General features: G+C 62.2%; 13 protein-coding genes and 1 rRNA gene. 9 read left to right on the top strand and 5 right to left on the bottom strand.

Translation table 11 applies throughout. From position 1 onward, the window contains the following. Nucleotides 1–30: 30 nt before the first annotated feature. Together rrf and xylB are read left to right on the top strand one after the other, a co-directional pair. Nucleotides 31–144: ribosomal RNA gene (rrf, locus tag BMW76_RS32660) — 5S ribosomal RNA — on the top strand. Between the two features lie 328 nt (nt 145–472). Beyond that, complete coding sequence (gene xylB, locus BMW76_RS32655; protein ID WP_090872765.1) at nt 473–1939, top strand: xylulokinase; 1467 nt, start codon at nt 473–475, stop codon at nt 1937–1939. 48 nt (nt 1940–1987) lie between these two features. Here xylB and BMW76_RS32650 read toward each other — a convergent pair whose 3' ends face one another. From BMW76_RS32650 to BMW76_RS32640, 3 genes are all read right to left on the bottom strand, one after another. Next, nucleotides 1988–2563, bottom strand: a complete 576-nt coding sequence (locus BMW76_RS32650; RefSeq protein ID WP_090872763.1) for a DUF1349 domain-containing protein — start codon at nt 2561–2563, stop codon at nt 1988–1990. Between the two features lie 64 nt (nt 2564–2627). Then, the gene (locus BMW76_RS32645; RefSeq protein ID WP_090872761.1) at nt 2628–3167 is read right to left on the bottom strand and encodes a cytochrome b; all 540 of its coding nucleotides are present in this window, start codon (nt 3165–3167) and stop codon (nt 2628–2630) included. Further along, entirely contained in the window at nt 3164–4249 is a 1086-nt protein-coding gene (locus BMW76_RS32640) for a catalase family peroxidase (RefSeq protein ID WP_090872759.1), read from the bottom strand. Before BMW76_RS32640 ends, BMW76_RS32645 begins: the two co-directional genes overlap by 4 nt. Nucleotides 4250–4452: 203 nt before the next feature. Between BMW76_RS32640 and BMW76_RS32635 the strand changes: the two genes are divergently transcribed. Then, nucleotides 4453–4800, top strand: a complete 348-nt coding sequence (locus tag BMW76_RS32635; protein WP_090872757.1) for a DUF4148 domain-containing protein — start codon at nt 4453–4455, stop codon at nt 4798–4800. 55 nt (nt 4801–4855) lie between these two features. On the opposite strand, the gene BMW76_RS32630 is transcribed toward BMW76_RS32635, so the two are convergent. Continuing rightward, entirely contained in the window at nt 4856–5179 is a 324-nt protein-coding gene (locus tag BMW76_RS32630; protein ID WP_090872755.1) for a DUF1330 domain-containing protein, read from the bottom strand. A 333-nt stretch (nt 5180–5512) separates the two neighbouring features. Between BMW76_RS32630 and BMW76_RS32625 the strand changes: the two genes are divergently transcribed. Next, complete coding sequence (locus BMW76_RS32625; RefSeq protein ID WP_245763471.1) at nt 5513–6331, top strand: EAL domain-containing protein; 819 nt, start codon at nt 5513–5515, stop codon at nt 6329–6331. Between the two features lie 78 nt (nt 6332–6409). Here the strand turns inward: BMW76_RS32625 and BMW76_RS41400 are convergent, their stop codons facing one another. Next, entirely contained in the window at nt 6410–6586 is a 177-nt protein-coding gene (locus tag BMW76_RS41400; protein WP_177200557.1) for a hypothetical protein, read from the bottom strand. Nucleotides 6587–6735: 149 nt separating this feature from the next. On the opposite strand from BMW76_RS41400, the gene BMW76_RS32620 reads away from it, so the two are divergent. From BMW76_RS32620 to pgaC, 5 genes are all read left to right on the top strand, one after another. Then, nucleotides 6736–8172: a TldD/PmbA family protein gene (locus tag BMW76_RS32620; RefSeq protein ID WP_090872752.1), complete on the top strand. Its 1437-nt coding sequence runs from the start codon at nt 6736–6738 to the stop codon at nt 8170–8172. Continuing rightward, a complete protein-coding gene (locus tag BMW76_RS32615) occupies nt 8172–9515 on the top strand; it encodes a TldD/PmbA family protein (protein ID WP_090872750.1) in 1344 nt (447 codons plus the stop codon). The genes BMW76_RS32620 and BMW76_RS32615 overlap by 1 nt, the downstream gene beginning before the upstream one ends. Before the next feature lie 801 nt (nt 9516–10316). After that, entirely contained in the window at nt 10317–12362 is a 2046-nt protein-coding gene (gene pgaA, locus BMW76_RS32610) for a poly-beta-1,6 N-acetyl-D-glucosamine export porin PgaA (protein WP_090872747.1), read from the top strand. 6 nt (nt 12363–12368) lie between these two features. Further along, complete coding sequence (pgaB, locus tag BMW76_RS32605) at nt 12369–14411, top strand: poly-beta-1,6-N-acetyl-D-glucosamine N-deacetylase PgaB (protein WP_090872746.1); 2043 nt, start codon at nt 12369–12371, stop codon at nt 14409–14411. Nucleotides 14412–14492: 81 nt separating this feature from the next. Next, entirely contained in the window at nt 14493–15803 is a 1311-nt protein-coding gene (gene pgaC, locus BMW76_RS32600) for a poly-beta-1,6-N-acetyl-D-glucosamine synthase (protein WP_245763470.1), read from the top strand. Nucleotides 15804–15808: the final 5 nt, after the last annotated feature.

Here is a 15808-nt window from a genome sequence, read left to right as displayed (position 1 = left end):
GTGCAAAGCGCGACGCAGCAACCCGTCATGCCTGATGACCATAGCGAGTCGGTCCCACCCCTTCCCATCCCGAACAGGACCGTGAAACGACTCCACGCCGATGATAGTGCGGATTGCCCGTGTGAAAGTAGGTAATCGTCAGGCTCCTCACCCCAGTCCCGGCCCCGCCCCTCAAAAGGCGGGGCCGCGGCGTTTGTGGCGCCCTATATCCCATTCTCCTCGCGACGCCTTCTTCAATCATCAATACCCCGCCGCCTCGGCCGCAGGCTGCATTCCCTCGCAGCAGTTTCTAACCTCGGACTCTAACGGCGGTCCGGACCAATACCGGGAGCAGGTCACACATAAGTCGGCGCAGCAGCGCACTGCGAAGTCATGCTCACCAAGTACCATGGTAACGTCACGTTTCATCGAGTCGAACAGACGCCGGCCCTTGAACAGCCGGTCACTTCATGCCAAATAGTGGAGACGTGCTGTGACTTTCCTTGGAATCGACCTCGGGACATCCGAGGTAAAAGCAATTCTGACCGATGACGCGTCGACGACGCTCGCCGCCAGCGGCGTCCGTCTAGAAGTTTCGCAGCCTCATCCGCATTGGTCCGAGCAGAACCCGCAAGGATGGTGGCAGGCGACGCTCGACGCCGTGGCGGCCGTACGCGGCGCGAATCCAACTGCATTTGCAGCGCTGCGCGGAATCGGGCTCTCGGGACAGATGCACGGTGCGACGCTGCTTGATCAGAGCGGCGAGGTACTCAGACCCGCGATACTCTGGAACGACACACGTGCATTTGCCGAGTGCGCAGAGCTCGAAGCACTCGTTCCGGAATCCCGCGACATTACTGGCAATCTTGCCATGCCAGGATTTACGGCACCAAAGCTGCTTTGGCTGGCCAGGCACGAGCCGGATGTGTTTCGTGCCGCGTCCAAGGTGCTGCTACCGAAAGACTATATTGCGTGGCGGCTGTCCGGCGATTTCATGTCTGACATGTCAGATGCTTCGGGGACGCTCTGGCTCGATGTCGCAAAGCGCGACTGGTCCGATCGCATGCTCGCGGCGACGGGTTTGACGCGCGCGCACATGCCTCGCCTCGTCGAAGGCAGCGCGCCCGCTGCACAGTTGAGTGACGCGTTGCGGCGCGATTGGGGCATTACGGGGCCCGTCGTGCTATGCGGCGGAGCGGGCGATAACGCGGCGAGCGCGATCGGCATGGGCGTTGCCGAAGCGGGCAGTGCATTTCTTTCTCTCGGCACATCGGGTGTGCTGTTCGCAGGAACCGAGCGCTTTGCGCCGAATTCCGAGCAAGGCGTGCACGCGTTCTGTCATTGTCTGCCCGATCGCTGGCATCAGATGAGCGTGATTCTGTCTGCGGCATCGAGTCTCGGATGGCTGTCGAAGGTCGTGGGCCGTGATGTCGGCAGCTTGCCGGAACTGGCGAGTGCAGCGAATCCTGCTACGGCGCCCATCTTCCTGCCCTATCTGAGCGGCGAGCGCACGCCGCACAACGATGCGAATGCGCGCGGCGTGTTCTGGGGGCTGACGGGCGCCCACACGACAGGCGATCTTGCGTATAGCGTGATGGAGGGCGTGGCATTCGCGATGGCAGACGGCTACGCCGCGCTGCAAAGTGCCGGTACGACACTGAAGAGTGCATCGTTTATCGGCGGAGGCTCGCGCAGTCCGTTCTGGGCGAATCTGTGCGCGTCGGCGACGGGAATCACGATGCATCGGCATGAAGGCAGCGACGTCGGCGCTGCGTTGGGCGCAGCGCGTCTCGCGCGGCTTGCCGTGACGGGCGAAGCCATCAAGGACGTATGCCTCGCTCCGCCGACGCTCGAATCGTGCGAACCTGATCGCACGCTCGCCCCGCTGCTGGCAGAAAGGCTCGCGCGCTATCGCAGCATTTATCAGGCGCTCAAAGCGGGGTTTGCAGCCACGGTATGACTACGGTACTGCGCGGCGCACAGCAACGTGTGCCGCGCGACGATCTTCTCAACTCAGATCGTGCAGATCTTTTTGCAGCGGCGCACTCACAGCGAAGCTCGACAATTCGACATTGAGTCCGCCGCGCTCCGGCGTGCAGCACACAGGTCCGACGAAATAACTGGCCGCTGCCGGAAAAGGCGCGAGCCGCAATAGTGGCCACGTTTTCCCATCGATCGAGTACTGCACGCGCAATACGCCTCGAGCGACGGTCACCCGCATCCAGAAGCCGTCGACGCCAGCAATCGGCAAGCCGATTGCCCAGTCCGACTGCTCAACCGTCAACACGCTGCTCATCATCAGCACATCGTCGGTGAATTCGACGCCTGCTTTCATCCACGTCGATTCGTCGACGCGCACCATCAGGCCGGCCTGATCGTATAGCGCATGAAATTGCCCGCGTATACGCACCTGCGCGGTGAAGTCGCCTTGCGTGCGCACGCCGAAGCAGTGGCCCGAATCACGCGTAAAACCGTAATGCGTCTTGCGCCAGAAGTCGGTCTTCAGATCGGTCGTCACTCGAAGCGTGTCGCCATCGAGCGACCACGCCGACGGCTCATTGAACCACTCGCATTGTTCGAACACGCAGTGTCTCCTCGCGGGGTCTTGGTTGTGTCGCGTGATGCTGCCGACGTCGCGAACATGATGTCTAGCGTTCTCCGCGAGCCATGCTGGAGAATACGCCGTCGCGACGGATCAGTCCATGAAACAGAGCCGCGGCGATATGCACGAGCACTGTCGCGAACAACGCGAACGCGAACCACGTATGCAGCGCACGCAATAGCGCGAAAAGATCGACGTTTTGCGGCACGATTGCGGGCAAGTGATATCCATCGAACAGTGTGATGGGATATCCGCCCGCAGAGAGCATCGCCCAACCGATCAACGGCATCGCGATGAACAGCGCGTAGAGAACGAAATGAGAAGCCTTGGCCGTGAATCGCTGCCATGCGGGCATGTCCGAAGGCAGCGCGGGACTGCCGTTTTTCATACGTACGCCGAGGCGAATCAGCGCGAGCACGAGCAAAGCAACGCCAAGTGGCCGGTGCAATGCAATCAGCGTGTCATGCGCGTGCGAAACAGTGGCGACCATGCCGATGCCGATGAACAGCATCGCAAGTATCAGCAAGGCCATCGTCCAGTGCAGCAGGCGCGCAAGCGGAGAGAAATGGCGAGTCGAATGCGTCATGACGAGTTCCGTTCGAGTTTCGGAGTAGCGGGCGCGGCATGCAACGCTTCTTCACGCGTGCGTCGCTGGTATGACACGGCATAGGCGGCCGAGCGCGCAGCAAGCAGTGGATCGTCCGATGGCTTGATGCCGTCCGGCAACACGGTCGGATCGAAGTTCACGTCGCGGCATACGCCATCTGCTTGAGGCGCGCTGCGTTCCAGTACGACGGTACCGGCATCGATACGTTGCCGGTCGGCGGGCCATTGCAGTGTCGCATCGTTCGTTGGATCACCCGCATTGGCGACCGTCACAATCAGATGCCAGCGCACGTTGCCGTGCTTGAGCTGCTCGTCGAACTGCTTCGAAAGAAAGTCGGGATCGCTCTTTTCTTGCGGATCCACCGGAGAGTACGGCGTTTCCGGTTCGACCGACCAGCGCACCCCGTGCTCATGTCCGCTTGCGTCGATGAAGCGGAACGCGTTGATGCTGTAGTACGCGGCATTCGCGAGACCAGACGACGCGGGGTGTGTCTTCACCCATTCCTGAAACGGCCGTGTTTCCGGATGCGCCGCATAGAACGCCTTCATCTTCGCGGGATCGGGTTTGCCCGTTTTCGGATCGGGCTTTGCTGCTAGAAGCTGCTGATAGAACTGCTCCGGCGTATGCACGGCGAACAGAGGCGTCGAGTTCATTCCTGTGCGCCATTGCTGGCCGTCGCGCTGCATGAACAGCAGCGCCATGCTGCGGATTGGCACGCTTGCATCCGGCGCCGACGGGTTGCTGCCCGGAATGGCAAAGCGGCCGATGACAGGCGTGCGTCCCGACGCGAATACTTGTGCACGTGAAATCGAGGCCGCGTTGCCGTTGCTGTCGAAATAACCTTCGACGCAAAGGCCTTTCGCGTGATTGCGGCGATAGCCTGGATGAAGGCCCGCGTTGGCCTGGAACTGATCGATGATGCGGTAAGTGGTGAGGCGCGCAGGTGTCAGCCAGCCCGCCGTGTAGGCGAAACCACCGGCGAGCGCCAGGACGGCCACGCCTATTGCACCGAACCTGCACGGAATGCAACGAGGCGCTCCCGCTGAAGATTTGGGGTTCATCGCAGATGCTCCTTTTCCTGTCTATGACATCGCATGAACGGTCAACAGGAACACGGAACGTTTATTCCACTGGACGTGTAAATTTTTTATCGCGGAGAGGAATCAGGAAACGGGAATAGATTCGACGGTCCGTTTGTTCATCACAGTGAAAGCGCAGCACACACCGTGACGCAATGTCGTCATCTCATCTGAAGGAGCTGGAAATGAAAAAGCTTGCACTGTTGACCGTTTCGATCGCCGCACTTGTTTCGACGGGTTTCGCCTCCATCGCATTCGCTCAGGAAAAGACGCGCGCAGAAGTCCGTCAGGAACTGATTCAGGCCGAGCAGAACGGTTCACAGTTCGTGACTGACGCTTCCTATCCCGATGTCGCGCCGATCTATCAGCAACAGGTCGCGCATCAAAAGGCTGCTCAGGATGCCGAAGGTGTGGGCGCTGGCATGTCGGGCACGCATTCGGCGGGCTCGCGCATGCCCATGGCGGGCACAGGCGCGGGCATGGATTCGTGTGTCGGCCCCGTCAGCTATTGCAGCGTCTACTTCGGCAGCTAAGCGCGATGAGAGGACGCGGGTGGCGCTTCCGGGCCGACGAAACGCCACCCATGCTTCATCCGCACAACACGTCGGTCGCGATATGCGAAGCCGGCACCGCATCGATCAGAATCACATCGCCGATCGAATTACCGGTGCGCAACGGCAAGATCGCCTGATACGCATCGGATCGATACCATGCACGCGCGAGATCGCGATTCGGAAACTCAATGGCGATCAGGTCGCCGCGCCAGTCTCCTTCGAGCCGTTCATAGCGGCCGCCGTGCAACACGAAATGGCCGCAATAAGGCGCAAGCGTCGCGTCGATACGCTTCAGGTACTCGACAATCTCGACGCCCATCTTGACTTCATGCAAGTGCGCTACCGCAAACGTTGACATGGCGATCTCCAGGCCATTGATCAATGACACCAGCCTATCGGCATCGGCACGGCGAATCGATTACCTCTGAGGTAATGCGGCGCAGTGCCGATGTTTCGCACACGAAACGTTGCTGCATTTTCGATTCGCGCGTTGATCGCGAATCATCGCCCGAAGAATGAAGCGCGATGCGGTTCTTAAGCAGATCGCCTGACTTTCGTGGTCCTGTGGTACGAAACGTGCATCGGCAGCGGAAAGCCATTCCAATCCACGCATCGATAACAAGGCCTTCCCCCTACGATGGATGCTCGCCACTCTACCGCCGCAAATTCAGGCAATGAAACGATCTCCCGCGTGATCACGAACATGCCCCGCGATGCGCAGGCGCGAGCGCTACGCGAGCTCAACGACCTCGAACGCCGCGTGAGCGAAGGCCTGCTGGCGAGTGAATTTCCGCTCGCGTTTCAGGGCATTTACGATGTGAAAACGGGCAGGCTCGTGCGCGTCGAAGCATTGATTCGCTGGATGCATCCGGACTACGGGATGCTATTGCCCGACGCGTTTCTCGTCGCACTCGATCATCCGCTGATCGCGCTGCAACTGACCTGTTACGTGATCGACGGCGCATGCAGGGCGCTTGCGAACGCGCGGCGTTTGGGACAACCGGTATGTCCCGTCGCTGTGAACGTGCCGCCCAGCGTCGTGGCCGACGAGGCCTTTGCGGCGACCGTCGTGCAGATCGCGCAGCTACACGGCATCGAGCCTGATCTGCTCGAACTCGAACTCGTCGAGACGGAAGACGCGGCCCGTCTGCTGGCCGCGCGGCCTTTGACGAGACCTCTGCGTGAAGCCGGCATGCGCCTCGCCATCGACGACTTCGGCACCGGCTATTCGTCGCTTGCGCTGCTGAGTACGATCGACGTCGATACCGTGAAGGTCGCGCGCGAAGTGCTCAAAGGCGTGCCGGAATGCCCGCGCGCGTCGGCGGTAGCGTTCGGCGTGCTGTCGATGCTCGAAAGTCTCGATGTGACAGTGGTCGCGGAGGGCGTCGAAACGCAGGCGCTTGCGCAATGGCTCGCGCAATGGCCGAAGGTACTCGCGCAGGGCTTTTTCTACGCGCGCCCGACGTTCGACTATGCAAGCGTCCCAGTTCAGGAACGCTGCGCGGCTTGAAACGGGATTCGCGGTGGGCGATCCATCCGTCACGCCATGCAATTACGTTCTTTACGCGCGAATCGCTGCTGGCGTCTTTCAGAAATGCATCAATTTGCGCGCAAGATCGCGCGTGGCAAGCGTGAGAAAGCCACTTGTTTTACGGCGAAAAATGCTTGCGCGTACAAGCAGAGGCACGACTGAATGTGCAGTCGCCGACAGTTCGAAGCCGCGAATGTGCGGCATGGCACCGTCAGTGAAGTCAGCTTGAGACATGCAGGCGCAGCCCGGCAATGCAACGCTTGTCGCACACGGGAAAACGCAGCTTCGCGTATCGCGTACGATAGGGCATTTGCGCGGTGTTTGCGGCGCCCGACGGGCGCGTTCATGTTCGCACCGGCGCGTGACATTCGTGAGGCAAGCCGATGGCCGATCTCCTGATGAACCGCTTGCCGCGCACGTTGCGTAGTGACGCGGATTTCTGGTCGCTGCGCATCGTCGACGAGCGCGTCGACGATCACGCCGTACGCAACGACATCGCGCTGCCGCTGCGCATGTCGAGCGATCGCGGCGCAATGCTGGTGGCGTGGTGCGGCGCAGGCGCGGGCTACGCCGCAACGGCCGATCTGTCAGAGAGCGGTCTGCAAGCCGCGCTCGATATCGCCACGCAGCGCGCGAAGGCGAGCGCAGCGGTGTCGTTGATCGATCATCGGAAAATCGACCGGCCCACCGACAGCGGCACCTACGAATCGCCGGCTATCGAGCAGCCGTTGCTCACTCGGCGCGAATGGGTCGAACGTTTGCGGCATGAATGCGCGGCGGCGAACATCGATAGTCGTGTCGTCGAGCGAACGGCTGCCGTGCAGATCACGCAAGCGGATCAGATCTGCTTGACGAGCGACGGCGTTCGCATCGAACAGCGTTTTCGCTTCATGCTGCCGCAGATTTCCGTTACGGCGCACGCGCAAGGCGTGACACAAGTGCGCACGCTCGGCGGCGATTACGGCACGCTCGCACAAGGCGGCCAAGGCGTGCTCGCGCAATTCGGTTTCGACGGCGCGGGCGCGCGCGTGGCCGATGAAGCGCTGCAACTGGTCGCCGCGCCGAACTGTCCTTCCGGTTCGCGCGACCTACTGCTGATGCCCGATCAGATGATGATGCAGATACACGAATCGATCGGACATCCGCTCGAGCTCGATCGCATTCTCGGCGACGAGCGCAACTTCGCGGGCTGGAGCTTTGTGAAGCCGGAGTACTTCGGCACCTGGCGCTACGGCTCCGAACTGCTCAATGTCACATTCGATCCGGAGCCGCGCGAAGAAGCCGCGAGCTATGCATTCGATGACGACGGCACGCGCGCGACGCGCCAGTACCTGATTCGCGACGGCGTGCTCATGAGGCCGCTCGGCGGTGCGCTGTCGCAGCAGCGCGCAGGCCTCGCCGGCGTGGCGAATTCGCGTGCGTCGAGCTGGAATCGTCCGCCCATCGACCGCATGGCGAATCTGAACGTCGAGGCCGGCGCGAGCTCGCTGGAGGACATGATCGCGAACATCGAGCACGGCATTCTGATGCGCACCAATACGTCGTGGTCGATCGATGATCAGCGCAACAAATTCCAGTTTGGCTGCGAGTTCGGCCAGTTGATCGAGAACGGCAAGCTCACGCGCGTCGTGCGTCAACCGAATTACCGGGGCATTTCCGCGAGTTTCTGGCGCAGTCTCGTTGCAGTCGGCAATGAAGCGACACGCGCGGTGTATGGCACGTCGATGTGCGGCAAGGGCGAGCCCATGCAGATCATCCGCGTGGGGCACGCATCGCCTGCCTGCGTATTCGCCAACGTGGACGTGTTCGGAGGCGTGTGATGAACGATAACCCCTCGTTCGCCCGTCACGCGTATTTCATGTCGCTCGCGCAGGCAATCGAGCAGTGCCTCGCGGGTGACGAAATTGCGCTCACAACGTTCGCCGCCGAACAGTCCGACTTCATCCGCTTCAACGCGGGAAAGGTCCGGCAAACGGGCCGCGTGTCGCAAGGGCGGCTCACGCTGAGACTGATCGACGGACAACGGCAGGCCTATTCGACGCTTACAGTCTGCGGCGACATCGGCGCCGATACTCATGCAATCGGCGCGACGGTCGAGACGCTGCGCGATGGCTTGCGCGACGCACCCGACGATCCGCATCTACTGTTCGATACGACCGTCTGGTCCGAATCGACGCGGCGCGCAGGCACGCTGCCATCGCCGGACACTCTGCCGCTGATGGTCGCCCAATGTGCAAGCGGCCTCGACTTCGTCGGTTTCTACGCAGGCGGCACGATCGCGCGCGGCTTCGCGTCGTCGCTTGGCAGTCGCGGCTGGTATGAAGTATCGAACTTCAATTTCAGCTGGTCGCTATACGATGCGAACGGACGCGCCATCAAAAGCCACTATGCAGGCGATACATGGAGCGATGCGCTATTCGCTTCGAAGGTCGAAGAGGCCGCTGCACGTCTGCCCGTTCTTGCACGCGACGCGCGCACGCTCAGGCCCGGACGCTATCGCGCGTGGTTCGCGCCCGCCGCGTTGCAGGAACTGATGGAAGCGGCGTCGTTCAGCGCGTTCTCCGCGCGCATGCAAGCGACCGCGCGCAGCGAGTTCTATCGTCTCAACGTCGGCGACGTGTCGCTCGATCCGCGCGTCACATTGACGGAAGATCTCGCGCTCGACATCACGCCGCGCTTCAACGGCGATGGCTATCGCCGCGAATCCGTGCAACTGATCGATGCTGGCCGAGGCGCGCATCAATTGACGAGTGCGCGCACGGCCCGCGAATACGGCCTCATGCCGAATGGCGCGACGTCGGAAGAAGTGCCGTCCGCATTGTCGATGCAAGCCGGCGATCTTGCGCAAGCCGATGTGCTCTCCGCGCTCGACACGGGTCTTTACATCGGCAACCTCTGGTACGTGAACTTCTCCGACCGCATGAACTGCCGCCTGACGGGCATGACGCGCTTCGCGACATTCTGGGTCGAAGGCGGCCGCATCGTAGCGCCCGTCGAAGCGATGCGCTTCGACGACAGCCTGTATCGTGTGCTCGGCAGTGAGCTCGATCGGATTGGCGACGAGGCCGAGTTGCTGCTGAACGACTGGACATGGGGCGAGCGCGCGACAGGCGGCATGATGCTACCCGGTCTGCTCGTGCGTTCTTTGGAACTGACGTTATGACCCGAACTACGCCGATTGCGCGCGTCGCGGCGTGAGAGAAGAGGGCGTTGCGCATACGCGCAACGTCCGCTTTCTTCTGCCGGAAGAATTCATCGATTACCCCATCAAGCATTTACTTGGCATTACTAATCAGATGGCGATGCGATTACGGCCGTGCCTTCCACGGTCCGCGTTGGTCTTCGTCTTCATTGCGCAGCGAGACAATACCCGAGTCCCGAAGCCGCGCTCCGTGCGCTGGCGCACATCGGATGAATACGCGCCTATGTGCGCTGGCGCACACTCTCGCGTAATCGCGCGCGTTTCATTGCACGTTTTCAATTACTGCGTTCACTCATAGGGCAATCGACACAACATGTCGATTCACCCATGCGCATGCCGTTTCAGCTTTGAATCAAACCGCTCAACTGTTGCGATGCACAAGCCGAGTGCTTGCTGCGCGTGGCTTTGCGTCGAATGCATACGATTGTTTCTCAGTCTCATATGCGGCCGTGAGATTGATTCGCATTGCTTGTCGAGTTCAGCGTTGAAACGTATTTGACCATTCACACGCGGCTTGCGCGTCGCTTTTTGCGGCGAGCCTTTTCAGCAGAAGCTTCAGCGGGGTGCTGGTACGGACTTCGCTATAAGCCTGCCCGCGCAAAAGACCGAGGCTGGTGCGCGACGCAATAACCGGCCCTCGAAATGAGACGCTGAACTCCAGGCTGCTCGCCAGGCTCGCGACCGTTGTTTGCTCTCCATGCGCCATTCGCATGGTGCAGGGGCTCGCTTTGTCTGGAGATCGGCACCGACAAGCGAGGAAACATGAAAACCACACGCTCTAGCCGACACAAGCACGCCGCAGTCAAGGCGACCGCCTTGCTGATGGTTCTGCTTGCGCGCGACTACTGCGCCGCGCAGCCAACCACTGCGTCCGAAACCACGGGGAAAGTCGCAGAAGGACAAGTTGCAGAAGGCAAGGTCGACACGGAGCGCGACCAGCTCCGCAAACGCATCTTCGCGGAAGCCGGCGCCGGCGCTGCGCAGCTTGCATTGCAAGAGGCACGCGCGAGCCGCGATGCGTTCTCCGGGCACGACCTGTTGCAGATCGAAGCGCTCGTCGTCGAAACGGAAGTGCATTGGGGACGGCAGCAATCCCTTGCTTCCGATGAATCCGACCGCCTCGCGCAGACCCGATCCGCGCTCGCGCACATCGACGACATGCTCGCGCGCACGCCATCGACAGACGAATACGCCGACGTGCGCCGCGCGGTGCTCGTCGAAAAAGTCGCCGCATTGCAGGGGCTTGGTCGCATGACGGAAGCGACTGCGCTCTACGAAACCCTGTCGCGCTCGAACGAGCCGATGCCCGCGCGCGGCTATGCAGCGGCAGGCGATGCCTACACGTATCTCGACGAGCCGCGCAAGGCCGTGCCCGCTTACGAGCACGCATTGCAGACGCCCGTCGAGCCGCTCGTGCCTTCCGTCGAACCGCATGCGTTGAAGCGCATCGACGTGCAGGAAGGGCTCTTTTTCGCGTACCTCGATTCGGGCCGCTACGACAACGCGCAGCAACTGCTGAAGCAGATTTCGGCGAGCACGCCCATGCGCGCGGATCTCGCCGAGCATCCCGAGGACGTCAACGAGGATTACGGCCGCGTGAAAAAGCTGCAGGCGCAATATCTGCTCTACACGGACAGAACGCGCGAGGGTGTCGCCGCGCTCGACGAGCTGCGCCACGAAGCGCCGTTCGACCCCGCGCTGATCAGCGCGCGCTCGGATGCATCGCTCGTGCAGCAGCGTCCGCGCGAAGCGCAAAAGGTCTATGAAGGCACGCTCGTCGATCACCCCGGCGACATCGAAACGCTTGCGGGCTTAGGCCGCACCGCGCTCGAATTGAACCAGTACGACCGCGCAGCGGAAGTGAACGCGACCTTCGGCGATCGCTTTCCCGACAACAACACGGTGAAGACGTTCCAGCGCGATTACGCGGCCTACAAGAGCCCGCAACTGATCATCGCGGCGAACGGACAGAAGGGCAACTCGGTTCTCGCCGACAACAACTGGGGCATCGATACACAGCTCTATTCGATGCCGCTCGCCGACTACTGGCGTGTGTTCGCGCATCAGTTCAGCGGCCGCGCAGATACGGGCGACGGCAACAGCGTGAGCCGCGTGCGCAACGGCGTCGGCGGCGACTTCCGGTTTCGCGGCATCGACGCGGCAGCGGAAATCGATCGTTCGACAGGACCGCAGGCGAAAACAGGCGGCGCCGGCAGCGTGAGCTATGCGCCCGACGATCGCTGGCGCTTTTCGGCGGGCGTCGACAGCAACGTCAACTCGTTGCCGTGGAAGGCCTATCAGGCAGGCGTGACAGGCCGCGCGGCGACGGGCAGTGTGCGCTACAGCGTCGACGACTACCGGTACTTCGACCTCACGTACGGCGCGGCGCGCTATAGCGACACGAACTTGAACCAGTCGTGGGTCGGCACGTGGTACGAGCGCCTCATCAATACACCGAGCCATCTCGTCGCGACATGGGTCGAGTTGAACACGAGCAGCAACACGCTCGCGAACACCGCGTATTTCGCGCCTCATCGCGACATGACGGCGCAACTGACGGCGATGTACCAGTGGACGTCGTGGCGCAACGCCGACCAGTCGCTCGCAAATCGCGCCTATGCAACGGTCGGCGGCTATCGGCAAACGGATATCGGCAACAGCATGCTGTGGGAAGTGCGTCTCGAACAGCAGTGGCAGTTCAGCGCGCACGCGTCGCTTGCGTATGGCATCGGCGTCGCCAGCCAGCGCATGGACCGTACGCGCGAGACCAGCAAGCTCATCTACCTGAACCTGAACATTCCTCTGTAGGCGATCATGGACAAGCTCAATCGCAGACGTTTTCTCGCATTCGCCGCGGGCCTCGCCGCGGTGCCCGCCGCACAGGCACGCCTCGCGCTCGATCGGCTGCCGCCGCAGGATGCCGACGACGGCCTCACGTTTCGCGTGCTCGCGATTCACGACATCCGCGACGACCTGCACGCGGATGTCGCAACGGTCGCCGATACGTGCGCGATCAGCACGGCCACGCTCAACACGATCTTCGCGTGGCTGAAGGCGAAGGACTTTCGCCCGGTGAGCGTCGATCAGATCGTCGCATCGCGCAACGGCGGACCGCGCCTGCCGCCGCGCGCCGTGCTGCTGACCTTCGACGACGCGTACAAGAGCCAGTTCACGCGCGCATTCCCGTTGCTGCAGCAATACGGCTATCCGGCGCTGATCGGCGTCGTCACGCGCTGGACCGATACGCCCGCGGGCGACCCCGTGCGCATCAGCCACAAGTCGGTGATGCCGGCGGGCTACTTCATGAGCTGGGACGATCTGCGCGAGATGTCGCAATCGGGTCTCGTCGAAGTGGCGTCGCATACGCACGACCTGCATCACGGCGCGCTGGCGAATCCGCAAGGCAACGAACTGCCCGCCGCGAGTGCGCATCTGTATCTGCCGCAATTGCAACGCTATGAAACGGATGAAGAGTACCAGGCGCGCGTGCACGACGATCTGAAGCAGAGCGTCGATCTGATCCAGGACCGCACGGGCGTGATGGTGCGCTCGGCCGTGTGGCCGTATGGCATGTATAACGCGGCGCTCATCAAGGCGTCGCAGGCGCTCGGCATGTCCGTGCATTTCACGCTCGACGATGGCCCGAACACGCCCGATGTCCCGCTCACGCAGATTCGCCGTCTGCTCGTTTCATACGATTGGGACGTCGGCACGCTGATCGCGCAGATGCGTTCGTCGCGCGCGTATCGCGGCGAGCACAACCCGGTGGAGCGCGTCGTCAACGTGTCGCTCGACGAGATGTACGACATCGATCCGAACAGGAGCGAAGAGAAGCTCGGCCGTCTGCTCGACCGGATCAAGAATCTCGAACCGAAGTCGGTCTACCTGAAGGCGTACTGGGACCCGGACAACACGGGCGTCGCGCGCGCGATGTACTACCCGAACCGTCATATGCCGATGCGGGCGGATCTGTTCAACCGCGTCGCGTGGCAGCTGATCACGCGCGCGGGCGTGCAGGTGTATGCGCACATGCCGCTGCTCGCATTCGATGTGCCGACGGGCCATGCGGCGGCAGGGCGCCTTGTCGAAGTTGCGGCGAACAGCCCGAGCGATGCGCAGCGCGGCCGCGCGCAACGCCTGAGCCCGTTCGATCCGCTCGCGCGTCAGACCATCCAGGAGCTGTACGACGACCTCACGCGCTACTCGAGTTTCAACGGTGTCGTGTTCGGCGCAGACGCGACGTTGAACGCATACGAAGACACGAGCGCGCCCGCGTTGGCTGTCTATCGCTCGTGGGGGCTGCCCGGCGACATCGCGCAGATTCACGCGTCCGATGAACTGATGCAGCGCTGGGCGAAGAACAGGACAGCGTATCTGACCGCCTTCACGAACCAGCTTGCGGAGCGCGTGCGCGCCTATCAGGGCGGCGGCAATGTGTTGACGGCACGCACGGTGTCCGCCGAGGCCGCGCTCGATCCGAATGCCGAGCGCAACTTCTCGCTTTCCGTCGCGGCAGCGCTCGCGAACTACGACTTCGTCGCTTTGACGGCAGCGCCACGGGCCGCCAGCGGGCGCGTGAGCGACGCATGGCTCGATCGCCTTCAGCAGACCGTGATGAAGCAGCCGGGCGCGGCCGCGAAGACCGTGTTCGAGTTGCCCGCCGTCGATGCGCAGACGCAGCAGCCTGTCGAAGCCGCCGTCCTGCGCGCGCAGATGAAGCGGCTCAACGCAGCGGGCGTCGTGCATTTGGGCTATGGGCCGGACGACTTCCTGAAGAACCGGCCGGACACGACCGTGCTGCGCGATGTGATGTCGGTGCAAAGCACGCTGCGAACGAATCAGGGGATGTTGGGCTGAGCGTCGAGCGCGGGTTTCGAACACGAAGCATGCAACCCGCGCGATGCCGGCCCAGATCAGGGGACCACAATGAAAAATGTCATGAGCGTCATCTCGAACTTTGTCTTTTACTACCCGCTGTTGATGGCCTATCTGTGGATGGTGGGCGGCCTGCTTCATTACGTGCTCGTCGAGCGCCGGGACGCGGGGCGCAAGTCGGCGCCGCCGCTGGTGTCGTATCCGAAGGTGTCGGTCGTCGTGCCTTGCTACAACGAAGCGGACAACGTGCGCGAAGTGATCGCGTGCCTCGACGAGCTGAACTATCCGAACTACAACATCATCGCGATCAACGACGGCAGCCGCGACGAAACGGGCACGATCCTGAACCAGCTGGTGAGCGTCTATCCGAAGCTCGTCGTCGTGCATCAACATCAGAACGAGGGCAAGGCGATCGGTCTCACGACGGCCGCGATGCTGTCGGACGCCGAGTACCTGATGTGCATCGACGGCGATTCGCTGCTCGACAAGGAAGCGATCGGCTGGATGCTGCGCCACTTCCTCGACGACGCATCCGTCGGCGCGGTGACGGGCAATCCGCGCATCCGCACGCGCTCGTCGCTGCTCGGGCGCATGCAGGTGGGCGAGTTCTCGTCGATCGTCGGTCTCATCAAGCGCACGCAGCACATGTATGGACGTCTGCTGACGGTGTCGGGCGTGGTGTCGATGTTCCGCAAGCGCGCGCTGCAGGAAGTCGGCTACTGGAGTTCCGACATGCTGACGGAAGACATCGACATCAGCTGGAAGCTCCAGGTGCAGGGCTGGGCCGTGCATTTCGAATCGCGCGCGCTCAGCTGGATCCTGATGCCGGAGACGTTCCGCGGCCTTTACAGGCAGCGTCTGCGCTGGGCGAAGGGCGGCATCCAGGTGCTCTTCAAATACGCGGGCGCGGTGCTGTCACGCCGCAACATGATGATGTGGCCGATCTTCATCGAGTACGCGGTCAGCATCGTGTGGGCGTATTGCATGCTCTTCACGCTCGTGATGATGGCGGCCACGGCGATGTTCACGCTGCCGGAAAGCTGGCGCTTCGGGTTCGTGCCGCGCGGCACGGGCGTGCTGCTCTTCGCGACCTGCTGCGCGCAGATCCTGATCGGCTGCCTGATCGACCGGCGTTACGACAAGAATCTGATGCGCTATTTCATCGACACCGTCTGGTATCCCGCTGCGTTCTGGGCAATCAGCATGATCGCTTCCGTCATCGCGTTGCCGGGCGTGATCAGCCAGCGCGGCAGAAAGCGCGCGCGCTGGGTGAGCCCGGATCGCGGCATCCGTTCGAGCAGCGGCGCATTGGCGAACGATGCGCCTGTCGAGCCGCGGTTCAGTGCATCGCTCGAAGCACCGCAGGCGGAGTAAAGCGT

The sequence above is a fragment of the Paraburkholderia diazotrophica genome (assembly GCF_900108945.1).
Taxonomy (GTDB): Bacteria; Pseudomonadota; Gammaproteobacteria; order Burkholderiales; family Burkholderiaceae; genus Paraburkholderia; species Paraburkholderia diazotrophica.
Note: the sequence above shows the minus strand (reverse complement) of the source record. Positions and strands in the feature narration are given on the sequence as shown.